Raw genomic sequence first — 20886 nt, 5'->3', positions numbered from 1 at the left:
CGGGCAGCCGCCCCGCGTCTCCCGACGCCTGAGCCTTCCCGGCCGCGCCCTGCGCGGCCTGACCGGCTGCCCGACGCCGCGGAGGGCGGCGAACGGAGCCCTTCATGAGTCAAGACGGCGCGCAGCGCAGCATTCAATCCATCGAGACCGGGTTTGCCCTGTTGCAGGCCCTGGTCGATGCGGGCGAATCCATGACGCTGCGCGACCTGGCGCGCGCGGCCGGAATGACCTCGGCCAAGGCCCACCCCTATCTGGTGAGCTTCATCCGCGTCGGTCTCGTCCAGCAGGACGACGCCACGTCGCAATACGAACTCGGCCCCTTCGCGCTGCAGATGGGACTCGTGAGCCTGCGTCGGCTGGAGCCGGTTCGGCGGCCGCCCCTCAGATCACCCGGCTTGCCGCCACACTGGGCCACACCACCGCCCTGGCCGTGCTCGGCTCGCATGGTCCCACGATCATCCAGATCCTGGAGGCGAGCTACCCGGTCCATGTGAACCTGCGCGCCGGCACCGTGATGTCGATGCTGCATACCGCCACAGGCCAGGTCTTCGCGGCCTGGCTGCCGCCCAAGGTCGCCGAGCATTACATCGCCCGCGAGGCCGGTGACGCAGCCGTCGTCACGCATACCTTGCCCCCCGAGCCGGACCTGCGCACCCGCGACGAGTTGCTCGCGGCCATCCGGGCCGACGGCATGGCCCGCGCCCTGGGCAATCCGCTTCCCGGCATCGACGCCCTGTCGGTACCTGTGTTCGACCATACCGGCCATGTCGTTGCCGCCATCACCTGCATCGGGCCAGCGGGCCTCTTCGATGCGCGGCTCGATGGCGACATCGCGCATCCCATGCGCGCCTGTGCCGACGCCATCTCCCAACGTCTCGGCTACCGGCGACCTGTCGTCTGATTCGTTATAGACGAACGGATTGAATAAAAACGAACAGGCGCGTATAGTCGCAGGCAGACGCACGCCACGGCGCACTCGCGCCCGCCGCCGCACCTGGAGACAGCCATGAGCAAAGCCTTCGCCTCGCACGCCGACACGGAAGAAAAAACCGTCAGCTTCGAGAAACTCTCGGACAACGCCTACGCCTACACGGCCCAGGGCGATCCCAATACGGGCGTCATCATCGGCGACGACGCGGTGATGGTGGTGGACACGCAGGCCACGCCCACCATGGCCCGCGACGTGATCCGCCGCATTCGCGAGGTCACGGACAAGCCCGTGAAGTACGTGCTGCTCTCGCACTACCACGCCGTGCGCGTGCTGGGTGCGTCCGCCTTCGAGGCCGAGCAGATCATCGCCAGCCGCGAGACCTACAACCTCATCGTCGAGCGCGGCGAGCAGGACAAGGCGAGCGAGATTGGCCGGTTTCCCCGGCTGTTCCGCGACGTCGAATCCGTGCCGGACGGCCTGACCTGGCCCACCATCACGTTCGATGGCTCGATGACCATCGATCTCGGCAACCTGGAAGTGCACATCCTGCACCTGGGCCGCGGCCACACCAAGGCCGACACGGTGGCCTGGCTGCCGGACCAGAAAGTGCTCTTCGCGGGCGATCTGGTCGAGTACCAGACCACGCCCTACGCCGGCGACGCCTACTTCCGCGACTGGCCCCAGACACTGGATCGCCTGATGGCGCTCGGCCCCGAGAAGATGGTGCCCGGCCGTGGGCCCGCCCTGATGAACGCCCGCGAAGTCCATACGGCCGTGGCCGGCACGCGCGCTTTTCTCAATGACCTGTATGACCTGGTGAACCAGGGCGTGGCAGCCGGCAAGGATCTGAAGACCGTGTATCGCGACACCTACGCCGCCATGCAGCCGCGCTACAAGGACTGGGTCATCTTCGATCACTGCATGCCGTTCGACGTGACGCGTGCGTTTGACGAGGCCAACGGCATCACCGATCCGCGGATCTGGACGGCCGAGCGCGACGTCGAGATGTGGAAGACGCTGGAAGGCTGAGCCCGCACAGCGCCACCCTGCAGCACCTGATCTGAGCTGAGCTGACGCGACCCGGGCCGCAGAGTCCGGGCGCAGGGACGGGTGCGCCCGTTTGCACCCCGACACCGCTGCCATCGCCGGAGACGCCAGTGGGAGACATCAACTACCAACAGGTCGAGTTCGCCTACGCGCGCCCGGCCGAACTCGATAGCGACGCCGTCGCGCGCCACCCGGTCGTCATCGTGGGTGCCGGCCCGGTGGGCCTGTCCACCGCGCTGGATCTGGCCCGCCAGGGCATTTCCACCCTTGTCCTCGACGACGACTGTCGCCTGTCCACCGGCTCGCGCGCCATCTGCTTCGCCAAGCGCACGCTCGACATCTGGGATCGCCTGGGCGTGGGCCAGCGCATGGTCGACAAGGGCGTGTCGTGGAACGTCGGCAAGGTGTTCTTCCGGGACGAGGAGATCTGGCGCTTCGATCTCCTGCCCGAAGCCGGCCATCGTCGCCCGGCCTTCATCAATCTGCAGCAGTACTACGTGGAAGGCTACCTGCAGGAAGCCGTGGCCGCAGAGCCCCTCGTCCAGACGCGCTGGCGGCATCGCGTGAGCGCCGTGGAACCAGTGGCCGATGGGGTCATCGTCACGGTCGACACCCCGGACGGTGCCTATCGCCTGCACGCCGACCATCTCATCGCCTGCGACGGCGCACGCTCGCCCGTGCGCAAGATGCTGGGCCAGGAAAGCCACGGGCGCTCGTTTCGCGATCGCTTTCTCATCGCCGACATCCGCATGACGGCAGATTTCCCGCCCGAGCGGTGGTTCTGGTTCGATCCGCCCTTTCACCCGAACCAGTCCGTGCTGCTGCACCGCCAGCCGGACAACGTGTGGCGCGTGGATTTCCAGCTCGGCTGGGATGCCGACCCCGTCGAGGAGGTCAAGCCCGAGCGCGTGTTGCCTCGCCTGCGGGCGCTCTTTGGCGATGCCGCCGAGTTCACGCTGGAATGGGTGAGCATCTACACCTTCTCGTGCCTGCGCATGGATCACTTTCGCCAGGGCCGCGTGCTCTTTGCGGGCGATGCGGCGCACGGCGTGTCGCCCTTCGCGCGCGCGGGGCCAACAGCGGCGTGCAGGACGCCGAGAACCTCGCCTGGAAGCTCGCGCTGGTGCTGCGCGGGCACGCGCCCGACGCCCTGCTGGATACCTACGCCACCGAGCGGGAGTACGCCGCCGACGAGAACCTGCTCAATTCCACCCGGGCCACGGACTTCATCACCCCCAAGAGCCCCATCAGCAAGACATTTCGCAACACCGTGCTGCGGCTCGCCCGTGATTACGGCTTTGCCCGCGGCCTGGTCAACAGCGGCCGGTTGTCCGTACCCGCAACGCTGCATGGATCATCGTTGAATACGCCGGACGTGCACCCCTTCGAGGGGGGCCTTGCGCCCGGTGCGGTGGCTGTGGACGCGCCTGTGCGTCATGACGGCGAACTCGGTTGGCTGCTCGCGCACCTGAAGGCGCAGTTCACGTTGCTCGTGGCCGATGACGTGAGCGGCCTGGACGCCATCGACACGCCGCCCGGCGTTGCTCTCGCTCGCGTCCACGTGCATGCCGAGGGCCGGGCAGCACGCGCTGGCGAGCAGGCTGTTCATGGCGAGGATGTTCACCTGGAAGACATCGATGGTCTCGTCGCGCGACGCTATGCGCTCTTGCCCGGCACGGTGTACCTGATCCGGCCGGATCAGCATGTGGCAGCGCGATGGCGCGGGGCCGACACGACACGCATCGCGCAGGCCCTGCGCCGCGCCGTGGGGCTGGAGCCGCGGATGGCAGAAGCGCCCGCTGCTGCGGTCTCGCCCGCCCCTGCACCTTCAGGTGGCCAACCCCCCCCGAGCACCCTCAGAACGACACCCGGCTTTGTCGCGCCCGACGATTTCTACGAAGCGCTTATCGATAGCCACCGCGATCTGGACGCCGGGCAAAGCGAGGCCATGAACGCGGCCCTCGTGCTGCTGCTGGCCAACCATATCGGGGACCTGGACGTCGTGCGAGAAGCCCTGATGCAGGCTCGGCAGGCAGCGCTCACGGTACCTGCTGCGCCTGCGACCGCCGTTCTGCCCGTATGACGCCGAGCTCCGTTCCGGGCGGGCATTAACTCATCCCCCGCCCAGCTCCGCGCCACGCGAGGGATGGAAGACCCCGTCTAGATCCGAGGCCGTGAGGACAGCCATGCTCCACTGCTCCAACGCGGGCGCGTCCCCAGCCTCCACGCGCGCCATGGACCACGCAGGCAATGGTGAGCCGAAGCGGCCGGCAAGCAGCCTCAACAGAAGGGCTCGCTGCCCTTCAAGGCGCCCCTGTTCTCGCCCCTTCTCAAGTCCTCGTTCGAGTCCTTGTTCAAGTCCTTGTTCAAGTCCTTGTTCAAGTCCTTGTTCAAGTCCTTGTTCGAGTCCTCGTTCGAGTCCTTGTTCAAACCCGGCCCGTAGCCCATCCTGCTTCCACTTCTCGGTCCACTCGACCACGCGTTCGGCGAGCATGGCATCCATCTCCTGTAAATCGTTGACCTCGGGAATCGTCTCGCCTGGCACGAGCCGGGCAAGGAGCACGCGCTGGATGTAGACCGTGAAGGCGCGGCGCAGTGAGTCGTGGCGTGGCGCCTTCAGGTAGCGGTGCAATTGCATGATACTGCGACGCGTCGCCTGCGGTGAGGGGCTCTTCTCCAGCGCGATCAGGTGGGCGACGAGATTGTCGTCCGTGCCGGGTAGCCCGGCCCGATGCTCGTCCAGCACGAAGTAGCGCAGGCTGGGCTGGTAGGCGGCGAGCGAATCGGGCGCGCCGGCAAAGAGACCGCGCATCTCGCGCGTGGCCCGCCACGGTCGGCTGCCGTGGTGCAGCACCAGAGGAAAGACGGGCGGCAACTCACCCGGGCGCGCTACCTCGCCCGTCTTGACCAGATCCTGGTACAGCAGGCTCACGTAGGCCAGCATGCGCAGCGCCATCCAGGCATCGTCGCGGCTCTGAAATTCGAGCAGCAGGTAGACGTACAGCCAGCGCTCGCCGCCCAAGCGCACGCGCCAGACGAGATCCGTGCGCCGCTCGGCCAGATCGTCCGTCACGTAATGCCCGCCGCGCGGCTCGAGCGTGGCGAAGTCGAGCTCGTCGACCCAGGCCTCAGGCACGAAGCCGCGCAGCAGGTGTTCGACCATCACGGGATGAGCGAAGATGCGGCGGTAACCGCTGTCGTGCGGCAGGGACATGCGAAGCGATCCGGCAGATGCCCGCCGGCGGCGGGCCTGCACCGTTATACGGCTGACCCGAGTGCTGCGGACGTCGGGTGCGCGCATTTCGACGCACCGCCGCCTACCCGCGAAACCTATCAGTCGAACACTACCGGCGGCTTGCGCCCAGGCTTGATGAGCGGGCAGGCGCGGCAATATTCGCGCGCGTGCGGCACCTGGTAGTAGAGGCAGCACGTCTTGCGAAAGCGCACAGGCTGGGCGCGGCCCGGTACGGGCGTCGGGGCGAAGTCGTAGCGTTTCAGGGGATTGTGGTCCAGGCCGAACGCCGCGGGTGGCGCGTCACGGCGCAGCCAGTCGAAGTCGGCCTGGGCGCGCGCCTGGGCATCTGGCGCCACCGCGTCGAGTCGGCCCTCGTACAGGCTGTAGGCCCGCACAGCCAGGTTCTCCCAGAGAATGCGCTCGGCCACGCCGCCAGCCACCGAGAGCGCGCGCCACAGCGGCGCCACATGCCCGGCAAAAAGACGCGTGGTCACGTCGAGCCGCCAGTCGTCGCGTGCCGGACCCAGGGGTGCCAGGGTCACCTCGGCGTCGCGCAAGCGCAACCGGGATACCCACAGGCGGTCCGCATAGTCGGCATCCAGCCCCACCTTGTCCAGGCCCACCCTGAGCCCCTTGTCGAACACCGACATCGCATAGAGCGGCGCGCCGGTGATGAGGAAGGACCAGCGCTTGGCGAAGAGCGACGCCGCCGCCGGCAGGCTGGGCGCGTCGATGCGTACGCGCACCTCGTTCAGCCAGTCTCGGCAGACATCGACATCCAGGAGTTGGGCGACCGGCGGATAGGCGTCTGCGGACGCCGTGCTCATCACCAGCCGCAATTCCTCGGCGAGCAGGGCTCGCTCATCGTCGGCGAGCAGCCCCGTCTCCCAAGCGCCAGCGGGCTGCACGGTCGTCACGACGGCACTGCCTGCGAGCGCCGCGCTGATTGGCGCCGGTCCAGCGGAATGCACAGGGGCGACCCATACACTGGGTCCGGCACGATGCGGCAGGCCAGACCGAACACCTGCTGCACGAGCGCTTCGTTCAGGATATCCACCGGGCGGCCCTGCGCGTGCACCCGCCCCTGACGCAAGGCGACCAAGTGATGGCCGTAGCGGGCGGCGAGGTTCAGGTCGTGCAGCACCATGACCACCGTCTTGCCGAGGCTCGCGTTCAGACCGTCGATCATGTCGAGCACGTCGATCTGGTGGGCCAGATCAAGATAGGTGGTGGGCTCGTCCAGCAGGAGGATGTCGGCATCCTGCGCGAGCGTCATGGCAATCCAGGCCCGCTGGCGCTGGCCGCCTGACAAGGCATCCACGGGTCGATCACGGAACTCGGCCAGGCCGGTCGCTGCAAGCACGGATTCCACCTTGTCGTGGTCTTCCCGCGTCCATTGCCGCAGCCAGCCCTGGTGCGGATATCGGCCCATGCGCACCAGCTGCTGCACGGTAAGGCCTTCGGGCGCGACCGGCGTCTGCGGCAGGATCGCAAGCTCGCGCGCGACCTGCACGGTGGGCTTGCTGCGGATGTCCTGACCATTGAGGACGACGACGCCCTGGCGCGGGCGCAACAGGCGGGCAAAGGCCTTGAGCAGCGTGCTCTTGCCACAGCCGTTGGCCCCGACGAGCACGGTCACCGCGCCCGCCGGGATGCGCAGATCCAGGCCGTCGACGATCGGCTGGCCGCCGTAGTCCAGGGTGAGTGCACGGCCTTCGAGCGGCCCCGTGAGCGCGCGATCATGGCTGGTGGTCATCGGCGTTGGCGACTCAATAGAAAGACGAAGAAGACCGCGCCCAGCGCGGCCACGAAGATGCCCGCCGGCAGATCGCGCGGCGCGAAGAGCATCCGCCCGGCAAGATCGGCCAGCATGACGAGCAGCGCACCGACCAGGGCGCTGCTCCAGGCTGATGCGGCAAAGCCGCCACCGACCAGGCGGCGCCCGATGTGCGGGGCGACCAGCCCCACGAAGGCCATCGCGCCCGCATAGGCGATGGCGGCGCCCGCCAGCCCCACGCTCAGGGCCATCAGCAACAGGCGCGTGGCCGTGACGGGCAGCCCAACCCCAGTCGCGACCGCGTCATCCGCGCGCAGCACGGCGGCCCGACGACTGGCCCACACCAACACCGGCAGCAGGATCACGAGCCACATCGCGAGGCTGCCCACGTCGCTCCAGGTTGCGCCGAAGACGCTGCCCGTGAGCCAGACATAGGAGGCCGTGGCACTCGCGAGCGGACTTGCCACGAGCAGCCAGGTGGTGATGGCGCCAAAGAGCGCCGACACGGCAACACCGACCAGCACCAGGCGCAACGGCGTCACGCCCTTCTGCCACGCGAGCGCCAGCACGAGCGCGGACGCGACCCACGCGCCAGCCGTCGTGGCCAGCGGCAGCCCGGCCATGTCCACCGTGCCGGTGCCCGCGACGGCGAAGAACGCGACGGCAGCGGCGCTGGCGCCGCTCGTCATGCCCAGGATGTCGGGCGAGGCGAGCGGATTGCGCACGAGCGTCTGCAGCAGATGCCCTGACAGGGCGAGCGCGCCGCCGGCGAGCGCGGCGAGCACCAAGCGTGGGGCGCGCAGCAGGCCCACGACGAGGATGTCTTCGTCCGTGCCCTGCCCCGCCAAGGCCCGCAGCGCCGTCACGGGCGGCAACCAGCGCCCGCCCAGGCACAGCGACAGCACGGCCAGCGCCAGCAACCCGACGGCCAGAGCGGCGATCACGCGCACGGCACGAGTGTCGACCAGCCGCGACAGCGAACCCAGTCGCACGGCCTGTGTTCCCGACAGCAGCCTAGCCATGACGCCACCCCCGCCGGATCAGCCAGAGGAAGACGGGCGCGCCCACCAGCGCCGTGAGCACGCCGATCGGCAGGCCTTGGACCAGCCAGTCGCGCGAGGCGACGTCGGCGGCCAGCAGCAGGCACGCGCCATAGAGCGCGCAGGCCGGCAGCACCCAGCGGTGCGCATGTCCCACCAGGCGCCGCACCGCATGCGGCACGATGAGTCCGACGAAACCGATGCCGCCCGAGAGCGCCACCGCAGAACCCGCCAGGCACACCACGGCCAGGCTCACGCCCACCTTGGTGAGCCCGGTGCGCTGCCCCAGGCCGGCCGCGATGTCGTCGCCCGCGGCGAGCACGTCCACGTGGCGCGCCATGGCGCAGGCGGCAACCAGCGCGAACACGATGCCCGGCAGCACCGGCAGCACGGTGTCCAGGTCGCGTGCTGACACCGAGCCCGCCAGCCAGAAGAGAATGCTGTCCAGACCTTCCTGATCGACCACCAGCAGCGCCTGCGTGAGCGCAGTACACAGCGCCGCGACAGCGGCGCCGGCGAGCACCAGCCGCGATGCGGGGCCGCGCCCAGCGCCGCCCAGGCCGTAGACGAGTGCGCCGGTGCAGGCTGCCCCCATGAACGCCACGGCAAGCTGGCCCGCGGCACCGAGCGCCCAGCCCGTATAGGCGGCCACGCACAAGGCGAGCATCGCCCCGCCGTTCACGCCAAAGAGGCTCGGTGAGGCGAGCGGATTGCGCGTGAGCGCCTGCATGAGCGCGCCCGCCACGGCCAGGCTCGCGCCGGTGACGATGGCGACCACCGTGCGCGGCACGCGCGTGGTGTGCACGATGACGTGCTCGACGAGCGCCCCATCGGGCTGCCAGACGGCCGCGAACACGGTGCGCCAGGGCACGGCCAGCGGCCCGGTCATGAGGCTGATCGCGATCAGCGCGATGAGCAGGACCCCACCGATGCCCAGCACCAGGATCGGCCGCACACGGTGCTGTCGCACCATCAGGCAGCCCCCAGTACATGCGTCTGCACGTCATCCAGGACACGGTGCGCGGCGAGGTACCCGCCGGAGAGGCTCCACAGCACGTTGTCCACGGCGTAGACGCGCCCCGTCCGGGCCGCCTGCAGACGTGCCCAGAGCGGGTGCGAGGTCCAGGCGTCGACCTGCGCGCGCACGGCGGGCGTGTTCGACCGCATGAGAACGAAACACACGTCTGCATCCACCAGCGGAATGCTCTCGAACGAATTCAAGCGCAGCATGATGCCCTCGCCCGCCTGCGCCGGCGTGCGGGCGAAACCGAGCGAGGCGAGGATCAACCCTGAGTAGCTGCCGCGCAGATACACGCGCACGTGGTCTTCACGAAAATCGACGACCGTCACGCGCAGCGGCCAGCCCGGTAGCCGCGCGAGGCGCTGTGCCAGCGCCACGGTACGCTCTTGCATCTCGTCCAGACGTTCGCGCGCGATCGCCTCACGGCCCAGGGCCGTGCCGATGATCTGCATGCCGGTGCGAAAGTCATAGATGTCGTCGAGCAGCGCCGTGGGCGCGATGCGCGAGAGCAGTCCATGGATGCGCGCGTGCCGAAAGCGCGATGCCACGATCGCATCCGGACGGCAGGCCACCACGGCTTCGAGATTGGGCTGCGTCTCCAGGCCGACCAGCGGCACGTCGGCAAGCTGGGGACGCAGGTACTGAAACACCGGCTTCTGCGTCCATGACTCGACGATCCCAACGGGCCGCATGCCCAGCGCCACGGCGATGTCGTTGGCGCCCTGATACAGCGTCACGACGCGCTCGGGGCGCGGGGCACCGAGGGCAAGCCAGGGCCAGGCCAGACCGACGCCCGCGCTGGCCAGCAGCGAACGTCGGCGCGGACAGGGGCCGCCCGGCGGGCGACCTTGCATGGCACCGGGCGAGCGCAGCGTCATCAGAACGACAGCGAGTAGCCCACGGTGAGCGTGCGGCCACGGCCTGCGAAGTAGCGCCGCGGCTCGACCAGGGCGCTCTGCGAGTAGTACGTGATGTAGTCCTCGTTGAAGACGTTGGCCACGCCCACTTTCAGCGTGCCCTTGGGCAGGCGGTAGTTCATGGCGGCATCGACCAGCGTGTAGCCGTCGAAGCGCTTGCGCGGATCGTCGAAGTCGCGGCTGAACGCGTGCTGCACCTGCACGAAGCTCGACAGCTTGGGCGTCCAGCGGGCCGACCACGTCGCGATCATGCGGTTCGGGGCGATGTTCAGCCCGTCCAGACGTGCGTCGACCCGGCCATCGCCATCGCTGTCGTAACGGCCCCGCGTATGGGCGTAACCCAGCGTCAGGCGGTGGTCACGATTCACGCGCCAGCCCAGCGAGGCTTCCGCGCCCTGGATGCGGGTCTTCTCGCGCGCCATCGTGAAGACACCATTCACCGGCACGATGCGCGAGCCGAAATCCGAATGCGACTGGAAGTAGCTCAGCTCGGCGTCGAACGGGCCGCGCTCGATGCGTGTGCCGGCCTCGACGCTGCGCGTGAGGATCGGGGCGAGGTCGGTGAGCGCGTCCACGCGCCAGCCCGGCTCGTCAATGCCGCGCAGCACGCGGCCCACGTCAGGCATGCCGAACCCTTCCGAATAGCTGGAGAAGAAGCTCACGCCATCCCAGGGCGTGTAGACCGCGCCGGCGTTGAAGAGCGTCTCGTTGAAGCGCAGCCGGCCGCCTTCCACATCCACGCCGTTGGCGCTGGCGATGGTGCGGTAGCTGTCGATCTTGAGATCGGCGCGCTCGTGGCGAACGCCACCGTGCAGCACGAGGCTGTCCAGCAGGCGGTACTCGGCCTGCCCGAAAAGCGATACGTTGTCGTAGGTAGACGGCGGCACCCAGGTGCGGCGCGTCCCGTACAGATCCTGCTCGCCCTTGTCGCGCAGCGTGTCGACGCCCACCGTCACCTTGAGCCGATCGTTGAAGAGGTCGTCCTTCGTGAGGCTGACCTTGCTGCCGTACTTCTCGGCCAGCGAGCGGCTCTGGTCGAAGAGCGTGCCCACCGGGGCGATGGCCGGATCCTGGAAGGACGCGGAATTGTCCGCGCCGAAGAGACCTTCGAACTTCTGATGGAACACCATGGCCGAGAGCGACATGCCCGCGAGATCGTGGTGCTCGTACGACAGGCTCGACGTCCAGACATCGTTGCGCGGCGCGGTCCCGGGCACGTCGCCTTTGATGGACGTGGTGGGAATGCCCTGCTCGCGATTGCCGTTGACGCTGAGATAGCTTGCCTTGCCGGCGATACGGTAGCGGTTCACCGACAACTGCACGCGCTGGTTTTCGTCGATGCGATAGCCGAGCTTGCCCAGCACGTCGTAGGCGCGCGAATCCATCAGGTCGCCCTGGGTATTGTCCGCGCCGATGGTGCGGCGACGCGCGTCGTAGTGCAGCCCTTGATCTTCGTAGCCCACCGAGAACAGATAGTCCAGGTCGCCCTGGCGGCCATCGGCACGGTAGGTGGTCTTGAAGCCCGTCGACTCGGCGTTGACCTTCTCGGTCGGGATCGTCACCTGCACGTCCACGTGCTGGTTGAAGGCCCCGTCTTCCGGTTGTCGCGTGATGATGTTGATCGTGCCGCCGGTGGCGCCCAGGCCGTTGATCGCACTGGCACCCTGCACCACCTCGATGCGCTCGACCATGGAGAAGTCGATGGTGTGCGCCTCGCGCCCCGTGGGCCGCAGCGGATTGGATTGCGGCACGCCGTCGATGAGGATGAGCGGCGTGCGCCCGCGCAGCGTCTCGCCGCTGCCCGTCATCTTGCCGCGGCTGGGCGTGTAGGACGGCAGCAGGTTGCTCAGGATGTCCGACGAATTGGTCGTGAGCGTGAGTTGCTCCTCGATCTGCTCACGGTCGATGATGACCACCGTCTGGGGCGAGTCCTGGAGTTCCGTATTGGCGCGCGAGGCGCTGACCACCACCGGGGTGAGCGTGCGCGTCTCCGGCGACGGGGTCTGGGCGTGGGCCACCGGCAGCGCCAGGAACGCCGGGATCAAGCTGAGCGAGCGAAGTTGCATGAGGGGGATGAGCGGCGAAATGCCGAGGTCGCGAGTGTCAGTAACGAGATTGGTTCGCATTTACTGTAACACATCGCGACGAATGGTCGAGCCAGACGGCTCATCGCCTCAGGCGGTCTCACCTGCAAACAGCTGCACGGCGCGTTCGCGCAACCACTGATTCGCGGCATCGCGGTGCAACCGCCGCGGCCAGAAAAGCCGCGTCTGCAGGGGCGCGACGCGCAATGGCGGCGTGAACGTGGCCAGCCCGAAGCGCTCGGCCACGCTCTGCGCGAGCTTCTCCGGCACGGTGGCCAGGACGTCGTTGCTCGCGACGATGTACGGCACGGCACCGAAGTGCGGCACGCTGAAGTGCGCATCGAGGACCACACCTGCTCGCTCGAGCGAGGTATTGATCTGGCCGTAGGGCAAGGCGCGCGAGACGATCAGATGACGCTGGGCTACGAAGGCGGCGCGCGACATGCCCTCGCCCACGCCGGCCATGCCGGGGCGGTGCAGGGTCAGATAGCCTTGCTGGAAGAGTTGCCGCTGAAAGAAGCCGCTGCCCATGTCCTCGGCGAAGGCGCCGATGGCCAGATCGACCCGTCCTGCCTCCATGTCGCGGCGCAGTTCGGTGCCGGCCAGCCGCACACTGTCGATGCGCACACCCGGGGCGTCGGCCGCACAGCGCGCCAGCAGCCGTGGCATGAAATGGATCTCGCCCACATCGGACATCGCCACCCGAAAGCGGCGCGCGCCGGCCGCCGGGTCAAAGGCCTCGCGAAAGTCCAGCATGTGCGACAGGAGCGACAAGGCCTCGCCCACCGGTTCGGCCAGCCGCTCGGCGAGCGGCGTAGGCTGCATCGTGTTGGCACTGCGCACGAAGAGCTCGTCGTCCAGCGCCACGCGCAACCTGCGCAATGCGTTGCTGACGGCCGGCTGGGACAAGTCCAGCCGGCGCGCCACCGCCGAGATGCTGCGCTCCTCGAGCAGGCCCTGCAGGATGACGAGCAGGTTCAGGTCGAGGCCGCGCAGGTCGATCATGGCGGGTCCTACTTGCCGCTCGTGAACGAGAACGAGCCGACCTTGCAGACGTTCACGTTCTTTTTCACCACCTCGTCGCCGTCGTCGAAGACGCCCTTGAAATCGAAGCGGCAGGCGCCGGTGCCATCATCGATGTCGACGTCGAAGGACTGACCCGGACGCAGCACGTCCTCGCCCAGGATGTCCTCTTCCCAATCGTCCGTATCGACGTTGGACGCATAGAACTCCGTCATCAGGACATCGGTCTTGTTGTGGATGGTGACGACGCGGTTGGCAGCGTGCACCACGGAAGCAGCAGCCAGCGCGCTCGCCAGCAGGGCGGCGAAGGCCAGGCGAGGATACAGGCGGGACATGGGGCGTTTCTCCAAAGGATGAGCGCAGCACCGGCGCCGCGCCATGATGTGCCTCGGCAGCGACCTGCGGCACGCCGCGATGATACCCAAGCGCAGGGGACACGCACAGGAGCTTCCACACGAGTAGCGCTCCATCGACATATTCACAGGGTGAATAACCAATATTCTCTCATTCATCTCGCCAACGGTGGCGGCATCGCCCACAATGCCGTCATGCCCGCATCGGACGGGCGCCTTCGTGTCCAGGAGACACCCCATGGAACGCCAATACCTGTCCGGCTTCGGCAACGCCCACGCGACCGAAGCCCTGCCCGGCGCCCTGCCCGTCGGCCGCAATTCACCCCAGACCTGCGCCTATGGCCTGTATGCCGAGCAATTGTCCGGCTCGGCCTTCACCGCGCCGCGACACGAGAACCGCCGCTCCTGGCTCTACCGGATTCGCCCGGGCGTCGTGCACCAGCCCTTCCAGCCTTATGAAGGGGCGCGTCACTGGGACAGCGACTTCGGCACGGCCCCCGTCACGCCGAACCAGTTGCGCTGGAGCCCGCCACCCGTTCCCGGCGAGCCCACCGACTTCATCGACGGCATGGTCACCTGGGCCGGCAATGGCAGCCCCGAGGCGCACACCGGCGTGGGGATTCATCTCTACGCCTGCAACCGCGACATGACGGGCCGCTTCTTCTATGACGCCGATGGCGAGCTCCTCATCGTGCCGCAGCTCGGCCGCCTGCGGATGCGCACTGAGCTGGGCGTGATTGACGCCGAGCCGTTGGAGATCGTGGTGATCCCGCGTGGTGTGCGCTTCACGGTGGAGCTGCCCGACGGCGAGGCGCGCGGCTACGTGCTGGAGAACTTCGGTGCCTCGCTGCGCCCGCCGGAACTGGGCCCGATCGGCTCGAATGGCCTGGCCAATGCGCGGGATTTCCTGGCACCGGCGGCCGCCTACGAAGACGTGGAAGGCAGCTTCACGCTGATCGCCAAGTTCACCGGCGGCTTCTGGCAGTGCGCGCTGGACCACTCCCCGCTGGACGTCGTGGCCTGGCACGGCACGCATTATCCCTACAAATACGACCTTCGCCATTTCAACGTGATCGGCTCGATCAGTTTCGATCATCCCGATCCGTCGATCTTCACGGTGCTCACCTCGCCTTCGGACACCGCTGGCGTGGGCAACATGGATTTCGCGATCTTTCCGCCGCGCGTGCTCGCGATGGAGGGCACCTTCCGTCCGCCCTGGTTCCACCGCAACGTCGCCAGCGAATTCATGGGTCTCATCCAGGGCGTGTACGACGCCAAGGCCGAAGGCTTCGCCCCCGGCGGCGCGAGCCTGCACAACTGCATGAGCAGCCATGGCCCGGATGCCGACACCTTCGAGAAGGCGACCCAGGCCGACACGACCAAGCCGCACTACATCCGCGACACGATGGCCTTCATGTTCGAGACGCGCGGCGTGATCCGCCCGACCGCGCGCGCGCTCGGCTCCCCGCTCCTTCAGAGCGATTACTATCAATGCTGGCAAGGGCTGAAGAAGCATTTCAACCCTGCGCAACCCTGACTGCCCACGACAAGATCCTCATGCCCCAACTGAACGAGACACATGACGCCCAGCTGCGCAGCTGGGTGGAATCGGCCAATCAGCCGGACACGGACTTTCCCATCCAGAACCTGCCGTTCGGCGTCTTTCGTCGCCGCGACAGCGCGGAGAGCTTTCGCCCTGGCGTGGCCATCGGCGACCAGATCGTGGATCTGCGCGCCCTGCATGCGGCCAAGGTATTCACGGGCCGTGCGCACGATGCGCTCGCCGCCTGCAACGGCAAGCTGCCAGGGTTGAATGAACTCATGGCCGCGGGCTTCGAAGTGTGGTCGGCGCTGCGCCTGGCCCTGTCTCGCGGGCTGCGCGAAGGCTCGGCTCAGCAGAGCGCGATCGCCAAGGTGCTGGTGCCGCAGGCGGACGTGGAGTACACCCTGCCCGCGCAAGTGGGCGACTACACGGACTTCTATACGTCCATCCATCACGCGACGACGATCGGCAAGCAGTTCCGTCCCGATAATCCGCTGCTGCCCAACTACAAGTGGGTGCCCATCGGCTATCACGGCCGCGCCTCCAGCCTGGGCGTCTCGGGCCAGCAGTTTCCGCGTCCCGTCGGCCAGATCCTGCCCAAGGGCGCGACCGAGCCGCAGTTCTCGCCCTGCCAGCGGCTCGATTACGAGACCGAGATGGGCATCTTCATCGGCCCGGGCAATGCCCAGGGCACGCGCATCCGCCTGGAAGACGCCGAATCGCGCATCTTCGGCCTGTGCCTTTTGAACGACTGGTCCGCCCGCGACATCCAGGCCTGGGAATATCAGCCGCTCGGCCCCTTCCTCTCCAAGAGCTTCGCCACCACGCTCTCGCCGTGGATCGTGACGCTCGAGGCGCTGGAGCCCTTCCGTACCGCCTGGGAGCGCCCCGCGGGTGACCCGGCGCCCCTGCCTTACCTGTCGAGCGAACAGAACCGCGCCGAAGGCGCGCTGGACGTCCATCTGCAGACGCTCATCACGACCCAGCGATCGCGCGAAGCCAACGCCGCGCCCGCCCTGCTGGCCGAGTCGAACTATCGCCACGCCTACTGGAACGCCGCGCAGCTCGTGGCCCACCATACGGTCAATGGCTGCAATCTGCAGGCAGGCGATCTCTTCGGCACGGGCACGTTGTCCGGTCCCAACGCTGACGAGGCCGGCTCGCTGCTGGAACTGAGCAGCGGCGGCCAGAAGCCCGTCGCCCTGCCCTGGGGCGAAGAGCGCACCTTCCTGCAGGATGGCGATGAGATCATCCTGCGCGGCTGGTGCGAGAAGGAAGGCTTTCGCCGGATCGGTTTCGGCGATTCTGCTGGCACCGTCCTGCCTGCCTTGTTGGGCTGACACGCGGCACGCGGCATTCGCCGCATGCGATCAGATGCCGCCCTCGCGCGGCGTCTGATCCGCAGCGCCTCACCGGGGAGCCCGTCCCCCAGCGTGCCGGCGCATGAAGTCCACGAATCTCGGATCATTGGCGTAGGCGACATTCACCCGTAGCGCGGGTGGCTGGTCCACACGTTCGGTGCGAAACACCGACCCCGGTGCGAGGAACACGCTTTCCCGCGCGGCTGCCCGCACCAGCGCGAGTTCGTCGATGTGCGGCGCCAGTTCCACCCAGAGATAGAAACCCCCGCCGCCCACGTGCGACAGGGTCAGGCCCAATCCCTCCAGGGCGTTGGCCGCATCCCGCTGGGCCCGCTCCACATGGCCGCGCAGGCGCCGCACGTGGCGCAGATACTGGCCGCGGGCCATCAGGTTGAATACCAGGCGCTCGACGAAATCCGACGTGCTCACCACCGTCAGCATCTTCAGGTCGCACAGCGTCTTCATGAGCGCAGGCGCGCCGGCCACGTAGCCCACGCGCAGACTGGCCGACAGCGTCTTCGAAAATGTTCCAACATAAACGACGCGTTCCAACTGGTCCAGCGTCGCCAGACGCGGGCTGGTGCTGGGCAGGATGTCGGCAAAGGGGTCATCCTCGACGATATACATGCCCGCTTCGGTGGCCACGCGCAGCACGCGGTGCGCCACCGGCAGCGTCAGGGAGCCGCCTGTCGGGTTGTGCGCCAGCGACTGCGTGAAGAAGACCTTCGGCTTGAAGGCCGCAACCTTGGCGGCAAGGTCCTCGACGTCCGGCCCGTCCGGCAGCCGACGCACGCCGACGACACGCACATTGGACAGTCGCAGTTTGCCAAACAACGGATAGTAGCCGGGTGTGTCGACGAGGACGACGTCGCCCGGCTGCAGGAGTTGCCGCGCCACCAGATCGAGCGCGTGATTGGCGCCGTGCGTGAGCAGGATCTGCTCGATGCCGGCCGTGATGCCGCGCTCGGCCAGCGTCTGCGCGAGGCGATCGCGCAACGGCGCGTTGCCCCACGGGTTGCCATAGCCGTGCTCGAGCTCGACATCTGCGGCACGCCCTGCCGCGCTCGGCCGGGGCAGATCGAACCGCGCCATCCACGCAGGTGGCGCCCTGCCATCGCCCACGCGCACGGCGTAGTGCTGCACGAGCTGCTCGCGCAACAGCGACACGGTATCGATGGCTTCCACGACATGCGGCGCCACCGGCTGCGCGGATGCATGGCGCGCCTGGCCGACGTAGTAGCCGGAGCCGGGGCGCGCCTCGAGCAGGCCGAGGGCCACCAGCCGATCGTAGGCTTCGGCAAGCGTGTTCTTCGATACGCCATGTGCGGCAGCGCCGGCGCGTACCGAGGGCAGGCGCTCGGCCGGCCGCAGATCGCCGCGCTCGATGCGAGCGGCGATGCCGGCCACGATGTCGTTGACACGGCTCATCGATGTCTCCTCCGTCTGTCCGTACCAGTCATGTGTCTGGTACAGATGCGGTCAGTTTCTTGAACTGTACCTTTTATTGTCCCGAGAACTTCGGCACTATGCATCGGCCACGCAGGGTTGCGCAAGCACCGCAAAGACGTGGGTACATACACAGACACCGGGAGGAGACCCATGAAGACGAACACCCAGCGACGCTCGGCGATCAAAGCCCTGACGCTTGGCGCGGCCGGCAGCGCCATGCTCGGCGCGGCCCTGCCCGCACGGGCCCAGGAAGCGGTGACGTGGCGCATGCAGGCGCTCTGGGATCCAGGCACCACGCCGCAGAAGTTCGAGGAACGCTTCGTCGCACGCGTGGCCGAACTGACCGAGGGCAAGTTCAAGATCAGTCTGTTCGCCGCGGGCCAGATCGTGCCCGCCGCGCAGGCATTCGATGCGGTGCGCGGTGGCGCCTTCCAGCTGATGAAGACCTTCGACGGCTACGATGCCGGCCGTATCCCCACGCTGGCCTTCACCAGCACCGTGCCTTTCGGCTTTCCTGAGCCGGATCAGTACGAAGCATGGTTCTACGAACTCGGCGGCCTCGAGATGGCCCGCGAGGCGTATGCGCCGGCCGGCCTGCACTACATCGCTCCGACCGTCTACGGCCCCGAGCCCATCCACGCCAAGTTTCCGATCCACAAGATCGCGGACATGGCGGGCAAGAAGGGCCGCTTCGTCGGGCTCGCCTCGGCCGTGATGGGCAGTCTGGGCGTGGCGGTCACGCCCCTGCCCACGGGCGAGGTCTACACCGCGCTGGACAAGGGCGTGATCGATCTCGCGGACCGCGGCGATCTGTCTGCCAACTACGAGGCCGGACTGGGCGAAGTGGCCAAGTACATCGTGATGCCCGGCCCCCACCAGCCCACCACGGCCACCAGCTACGTGGCCAACCGCGCCGCGTTCGAGCGACTGCCCAAGACCTTCCAGGCGGCACTGGCCGTGGCTGCGCGCGAGACCTCGGCCGCGCTGCGCCAGCACATCCTGGTGTCCGATGGCAAGGCACTGGAGAACTTCCGCAAGCAGGGCGTGGAGATTTCCACGCTGGACATGGGCGACGTGGCCGAGGGGCGCGCCAAAGCTCAGGCCGCGTGGCGGGCCGCGACCAAGGACAATCCCTTGGCGACCAAGGTGCTCGAGAGCCAGATGGCGTTCATGAAGCAGCTCGGCTTGCTCGGCTGACCCTCCCGCGACCCCAAGGCGCCGGTACCTGCAGTGCGGGCGGCCGGCGCCGCTCTTCCGACGAGATGCCATGCCTTCCCTGATCGGCTGGTACGTTCGCGCCATCACGCGCGTGAACCGCCTGATGTTCAACGCTGTCGCCCTGCTCGTGGCCGTCATCGTGCCCGTCATGCTCTACGAAGTCGTGAGCCGCTACGTGTTCGGCCGGCCGACAGTCTGGGGCATGGAGCTCGCCACCCTGCTCTTCGGGCCTTACTTCCTGCTGGGCGGCCCCTACCTCCTGCACCTGGGCGGCCACGTCAATCTGGATCTGCTGCACCGCAAGCTGCCCGCCGCGTGGCGGCGCGGGCTGGATCTCTTCAACCAGCTCGTGATCATCGCCTTCTGCGTGATCCTGCTCTACTTTGCCGCGCCCCTGGCCATCCAGGCCTGGGAGTTCCGCGAGACCTCCTACTCCGCGTGGAACCCGCCCGTGTGGCCGGTAAAGTTCACCATCCCATTGGCGGTAACGCTGCTCGGTCTGCAAAGCATCGCCGAGTTCCTGCGCATCCTCTGTCGTGACCCTGCGCTGGAGGCGAACGCCACATGAGCTCGAACACCATCCTGATCCTCATGTTCAGCGGGCTCACGCTGCTCATGCTCACCGGCCTGCCGATCGCGTTCGTGCTGGGCGGGCTGTCGCTGCTCATCACGGTCACGCTGTGGGATGCGAGCGCCGTGATCATCCTGGTACTGCAGATCTTCGACACAATGCGCTCGGAGGCGCTGCTCGCCATTCCGCTCTACATCCTGATGGCAGCGATCCTGCAGGGTTCGGGCATCATCGAGGATCTCTACCGCGCCATGGAGCTGTGGTTCGGCCGCGTGCGCGGTGGCATTGCCTTGGGCACCGTCGTGATCTGCGTGGTCATGGCCTCCATGACCGGCGTGGTCGGCGCAGCCGTGACCGCCATGGCGGTGCTGGCCCTGCCCGAGATGCTGAGGCGAGGCTACGATCCCCGACTCGCCACTGGCACCATCTGCGCATCCGGCACGCTCGGCATTCTCATCCCGCCGTCGGTGCTGACGATTGTCTACGCCGTGACGGCACAGGTGTCGATCGGCAAGATGCTGATCGCGGGCATCATGCCAGGGCTCATCCTGGCCGCGCTCTACATGATCTACATCGTGGCTGTCGCGATCCTGCGCCCGGCGTGGGTGCCCAAGGGCGACGGCGCGCCCGTGCCTTTGCGCGTGAAGCTCGCCAGCCTGAAGTCGCTCCTGCTGCCCGGCATGCTCATCGTCGTGATCCTGGGATCGATCTTCTTTGGCATCGCGACGCCCACCGAGGCCGCCGCCGTGGGCGTCGCGGGCGCGCTGCTTGCCGCCGCGCTACGCCGCAACCTGCGCGTCGCACCGCTGTGGGCGGCGGCCGTCACCACTCTGCGAGCCACGGCGATGATCCTCTGGATCACGATCGGGGCCAAGGCCTACGTCGCGATCTTCACGGGCCTGGGCGGCGCCGACACGCTGATGGGGTTCATCCAGTCGCTGGATGTTCACCCCTACGTCATCCTTGCCGTGATGATGCTCGTGCTGATCTTCCTCGGCACGGTGCTGGACGAGATCGGCATCATCCTGCTCACGGTGCCGGTGTTCCTGCCGATCGTACGCGCACTCGGATTCGACGAAATCTGGTTCGGCGTGCTCTATGCCATCACGATCCAGACGGGGTACCTGAGCCCTCCGTTCGGCTACACGCTCTTCTACATGAAGGCGGCCATGCCCAAGCATCTGAACATGGGCACCGTCTATCGCGGCGTCACGCCCTTTCTCTGCATGCAGATCCTCGCTGTGCTGATCTGCGCTGCCTTTCCCGGCCTCGTCACCTGGCTCCCGCGCCTGATGAGCCACTGATCGACCTCCCAT

The 20886-nt window shown here is 67.6% G+C and carries 17 protein-coding genes and 2 pseudogenes; 9 read left to right on the top strand and 10 right to left on the bottom strand.

Translation table 11 applies throughout. The annotated features are described in order from the left end of the window. The first annotated feature begins 104 nt into the window (after nucleotides 1-104). From IMZ29_RS13870 to IMZ29_RS13855, 4 genes and pseudogenes are all read left to right on the top strand, one after another. Nucleotides 105-901: pseudogene (locus tag IMZ29_RS13870) on the top strand (IclR family transcriptional regulator). A 105-nt stretch (nucleotides 902-1006) separates the two neighbouring features. Further along, the gene (locus IMZ29_RS13865; protein ID WP_216184985.1) at nucleotides 1007-1960 is read left to right on the top strand and encodes an MBL fold metallo-hydrolase; all 954 of its coding nucleotides are present in this window, start codon (nucleotides 1007-1009) and stop codon (nucleotides 1958-1960) included. Nucleotides 1961-2088: 128 nt separating this feature from the next. After that, nucleotides 2089-3749: pseudogene (locus IMZ29_RS13860) on the top strand (FAD-dependent oxidoreductase); the annotation flags it as partial. Nucleotides 3750-3761: 12 nt separating this feature from the next. Next, nucleotides 3762-4061 carry a DUF2783 domain-containing protein gene (locus IMZ29_RS13855; RefSeq protein ID WP_216184991.1) on the top strand — a complete coding sequence of 100 codons (300 nt, stop codon included), beginning with the start codon at nucleotides 3762-3764 and terminating at the stop codon, nucleotides 4059-4061. Nucleotides 4062-4091: 30 nt separating this feature from the next. On the opposite strand, the gene IMZ29_RS13850 is transcribed toward IMZ29_RS13855, so the two are convergent. From IMZ29_RS13850 to IMZ29_RS13810, 9 genes are all read right to left on the bottom strand, one after another. Beyond that, a complete protein-coding gene (locus IMZ29_RS13850; protein ID WP_216184983.1) occupies nucleotides 4092-5192 on the bottom strand; it encodes an Rpn family recombination-promoting nuclease/putative transposase in 1101 nt (366 codons plus the stop codon). A gap of 119 nt (nucleotides 5193-5311) precedes the next feature. After that, nucleotides 5312-6130: an IucA/IucC family C-terminal-domain containing protein gene (locus IMZ29_RS13845; protein ID WP_216184980.1), complete on the bottom strand. Its 819-nt coding sequence runs from the start codon at nucleotides 6128-6130 to the stop codon at nucleotides 5312-5314. After that, a complete protein-coding gene (locus IMZ29_RS13840; protein WP_216184977.1) occupies nucleotides 6127-6969 on the bottom strand; it encodes an ABC transporter ATP-binding protein in 843 nt (280 codons plus the stop codon). Before IMZ29_RS13840 ends, IMZ29_RS13845 begins: the two co-directional genes overlap by 4 nt. Then, nucleotides 6966-8012, bottom strand: coding sequence for a FecCD family ABC transporter permease (locus IMZ29_RS13835; protein WP_216184974.1), 1047 nt, complete (start codon nucleotides 8010-8012; stop codon nucleotides 6966-6968). Before IMZ29_RS13835 ends, IMZ29_RS13840 begins: the two co-directional genes overlap by 4 nt. Then, on the bottom strand, nucleotides 8005-9003 hold the full coding sequence (locus IMZ29_RS13830; protein ID WP_216184971.1) for a FecCD family ABC transporter permease: 999 nt from the start codon (nucleotides 9001-9003) through the stop codon (nucleotides 8005-8007). The genes IMZ29_RS13835 and IMZ29_RS13830 overlap by 8 nt, the downstream gene beginning before the upstream one ends. After that, nucleotides 9003-9929: an ABC transporter substrate-binding protein gene (locus IMZ29_RS13825; RefSeq protein ID WP_216184969.1), complete on the bottom strand. Its 927-nt coding sequence runs from the start codon at nucleotides 9927-9929 to the stop codon at nucleotides 9003-9005. Before IMZ29_RS13825 ends, IMZ29_RS13830 begins: the two co-directional genes overlap by 1 nt. Then, entirely contained in the window at nucleotides 9929-12094 is a 2166-nt protein-coding gene (locus tag IMZ29_RS13820) for a TonB-dependent receptor (RefSeq protein ID WP_253207122.1), read from the bottom strand. Before IMZ29_RS13820 ends, IMZ29_RS13825 begins: the two co-directional genes overlap by 1 nt. Before the next feature lie 48 nt (nucleotides 12095-12142). Then, nucleotides 12143-13057 carry a LysR substrate-binding domain-containing protein gene (locus tag IMZ29_RS13815; RefSeq protein ID WP_216184966.1) on the bottom strand — a complete coding sequence of 305 codons (915 nt, stop codon included), beginning with the start codon at nucleotides 13055-13057 and terminating at the stop codon, nucleotides 12143-12145. Between the two features lie 8 nt (nucleotides 13058-13065). Next, complete coding sequence (locus tag IMZ29_RS13810) at nucleotides 13066-13410, bottom strand: hypothetical protein (RefSeq protein ID WP_216184963.1); 345 nt, start codon at nucleotides 13408-13410, stop codon at nucleotides 13066-13068. 256 nt (nucleotides 13411-13666) lie between these two features. Here IMZ29_RS13810 and hmgA point away from each other — a divergent pair, with 256 nt between their 5' ends. Both hmgA and fahA read left to right on the top strand, forming a co-directional pair. Beyond that, nucleotides 13667-14965 carry a homogentisate 1,2-dioxygenase gene (gene hmgA, locus IMZ29_RS13805; protein WP_216184959.1) on the top strand — a complete coding sequence of 433 codons (1299 nt, stop codon included), beginning with the start codon at nucleotides 13667-13669 and terminating at the stop codon, nucleotides 14963-14965. Between the two features lie 20 nt (nucleotides 14966-14985). After that, a complete protein-coding gene (gene fahA, locus IMZ29_RS13800) occupies nucleotides 14986-16311 on the top strand; it encodes a fumarylacetoacetase (protein WP_216184956.1) in 1326 nt (441 codons plus the stop codon). Nucleotides 16312-16380: 69 nt separating this feature from the next. Here the strand turns inward: fahA and IMZ29_RS13795 are convergent, their stop codons facing one another. Next, a complete protein-coding gene (locus IMZ29_RS13795; protein ID WP_216184953.1) occupies nucleotides 16381-17760 on the bottom strand; it encodes an aminotransferase-like domain-containing protein in 1380 nt (459 codons plus the stop codon). 171 nt (nucleotides 17761-17931) lie between these two features. On the opposite strand from IMZ29_RS13795, the gene dctP reads away from it, so the two are divergent. From dctP to IMZ29_RS13780, 3 genes are all read left to right on the top strand, one after another. Then, nucleotides 17932-18978, top strand: a complete 1047-nt coding sequence (gene dctP / locus IMZ29_RS13790; protein ID WP_216184950.1) for a TRAP transporter substrate-binding protein DctP — start codon at nucleotides 17932-17934, stop codon at nucleotides 18976-18978. Between the two features lie 70 nt (nucleotides 18979-19048). Next, the gene (locus IMZ29_RS13785) at nucleotides 19049-19567 is read left to right on the top strand and encodes a TRAP transporter small permease subunit (protein ID WP_216184948.1); all 519 of its coding nucleotides are present in this window, start codon (nucleotides 19049-19051) and stop codon (nucleotides 19565-19567) included. Then, nucleotides 19564-20874 (top strand): TRAP transporter large permease, encoded by a 1311-nt coding sequence (locus IMZ29_RS13780; RefSeq protein ID WP_216184945.1) that lies wholly within the window; start codon nucleotides 19564-19566, stop codon nucleotides 20872-20874. The genes IMZ29_RS13785 and IMZ29_RS13780 overlap by 4 nt, the downstream gene beginning before the upstream one ends. Nucleotides 20875-20886 lie beyond the last annotated feature (12 nt).

The organism is Verticiella alkaliphila, assembly GCF_018904615.1.
GTDB lineage: Bacteria > Pseudomonadota > Gammaproteobacteria > Burkholderiales > Burkholderiaceae_B > Verticiella > Verticiella alkaliphila.
This window is presented reverse-complemented; position numbering and strand designations above follow the sequence as displayed.

Excerpts from the sequence above, each read along its gene's own strand:
- IMZ29_RS13865 (WP_216184985.1), top strand. The coding sequence starts at position 1,007 with ATGAGCAAAGCCTTCGCCTCGCACGCCGACACGGAAGAAAAAACCGTC.
- IMZ29_RS13855 (WP_216184991.1), top strand. The coding sequence starts at position 3,762 with ATGGCAGAAGCGCCCGCTGCTGCGGTCTCGCCCGCCCCTGCACCTTCA.
- IMZ29_RS13850 (WP_216184983.1), bottom strand. The coding sequence starts at position 5,192 with ATGTCCCTGCCGCACGACAGCGGTTACCGCCGCATCTTCGCTCATCCC.
- IMZ29_RS13840 (WP_216184977.1), bottom strand. The coding sequence starts at position 6,969 with ATGACCACCAGCCATGATCGCGCGCTCACGGGGCCGCTCGAAGGCCGT.
- IMZ29_RS13835 (WP_216184974.1), bottom strand. The coding sequence starts at position 8,012 with ATGGCTAGGCTGCTGTCGGGAACACAGGCCGTGCGACTGGGTTCGCTG.
- IMZ29_RS13830 (WP_216184971.1), bottom strand. The coding sequence starts at position 9,003 with ATGGTGCGACAGCACCGTGTGCGGCCGATCCTGGTGCTGGGCATCGGT.
- IMZ29_RS13825 (WP_216184969.1), bottom strand. The coding sequence starts at position 9,929 with ATGACGCTGCGCTCGCCCGGTGCCATGCAAGGTCGCCCGCCGGGCGGC.
- IMZ29_RS13820 (WP_253207122.1), bottom strand. The coding sequence starts at position 12,094 with ATGCGAACCAATCTCGTTACTGACACTCGCGACCTCGGCATTTCGCCG.
- IMZ29_RS13815 (WP_216184966.1), bottom strand. The coding sequence starts at position 13,057 with ATGATCGACCTGCGCGGCCTCGACCTGAACCTGCTCGTCATCCTGCAG.
- IMZ29_RS13810 (WP_216184963.1), bottom strand. The coding sequence starts at position 13,410 with ATGTCCCGCCTGTATCCTCGCCTGGCCTTCGCCGCCCTGCTGGCGAGC.
- hmgA (WP_216184959.1), top strand. The coding sequence starts at position 13,667 with ATGGAACGCCAATACCTGTCCGGCTTCGGCAACGCCCACGCGACCGAA.
- fahA (WP_216184956.1), top strand. The coding sequence starts at position 14,986 with ATGCCCCAACTGAACGAGACACATGACGCCCAGCTGCGCAGCTGGGTG.
- IMZ29_RS13795 (WP_216184953.1), bottom strand. The coding sequence starts at position 17,760 with ATGAGCCGTGTCAACGACATCGTGGCCGGCATCGCCGCTCGCATCGAG.
- dctP (WP_216184950.1), top strand. The coding sequence starts at position 17,932 with ATGAAGACGAACACCCAGCGACGCTCGGCGATCAAAGCCCTGACGCTT.
- IMZ29_RS13785 (WP_216184948.1), top strand. The coding sequence starts at position 19,049 with ATGCCTTCCCTGATCGGCTGGTACGTTCGCGCCATCACGCGCGTGAAC.
- IMZ29_RS13780 (WP_216184945.1), top strand. The coding sequence starts at position 19,564 with ATGAGCTCGAACACCATCCTGATCCTCATGTTCAGCGGGCTCACGCTG.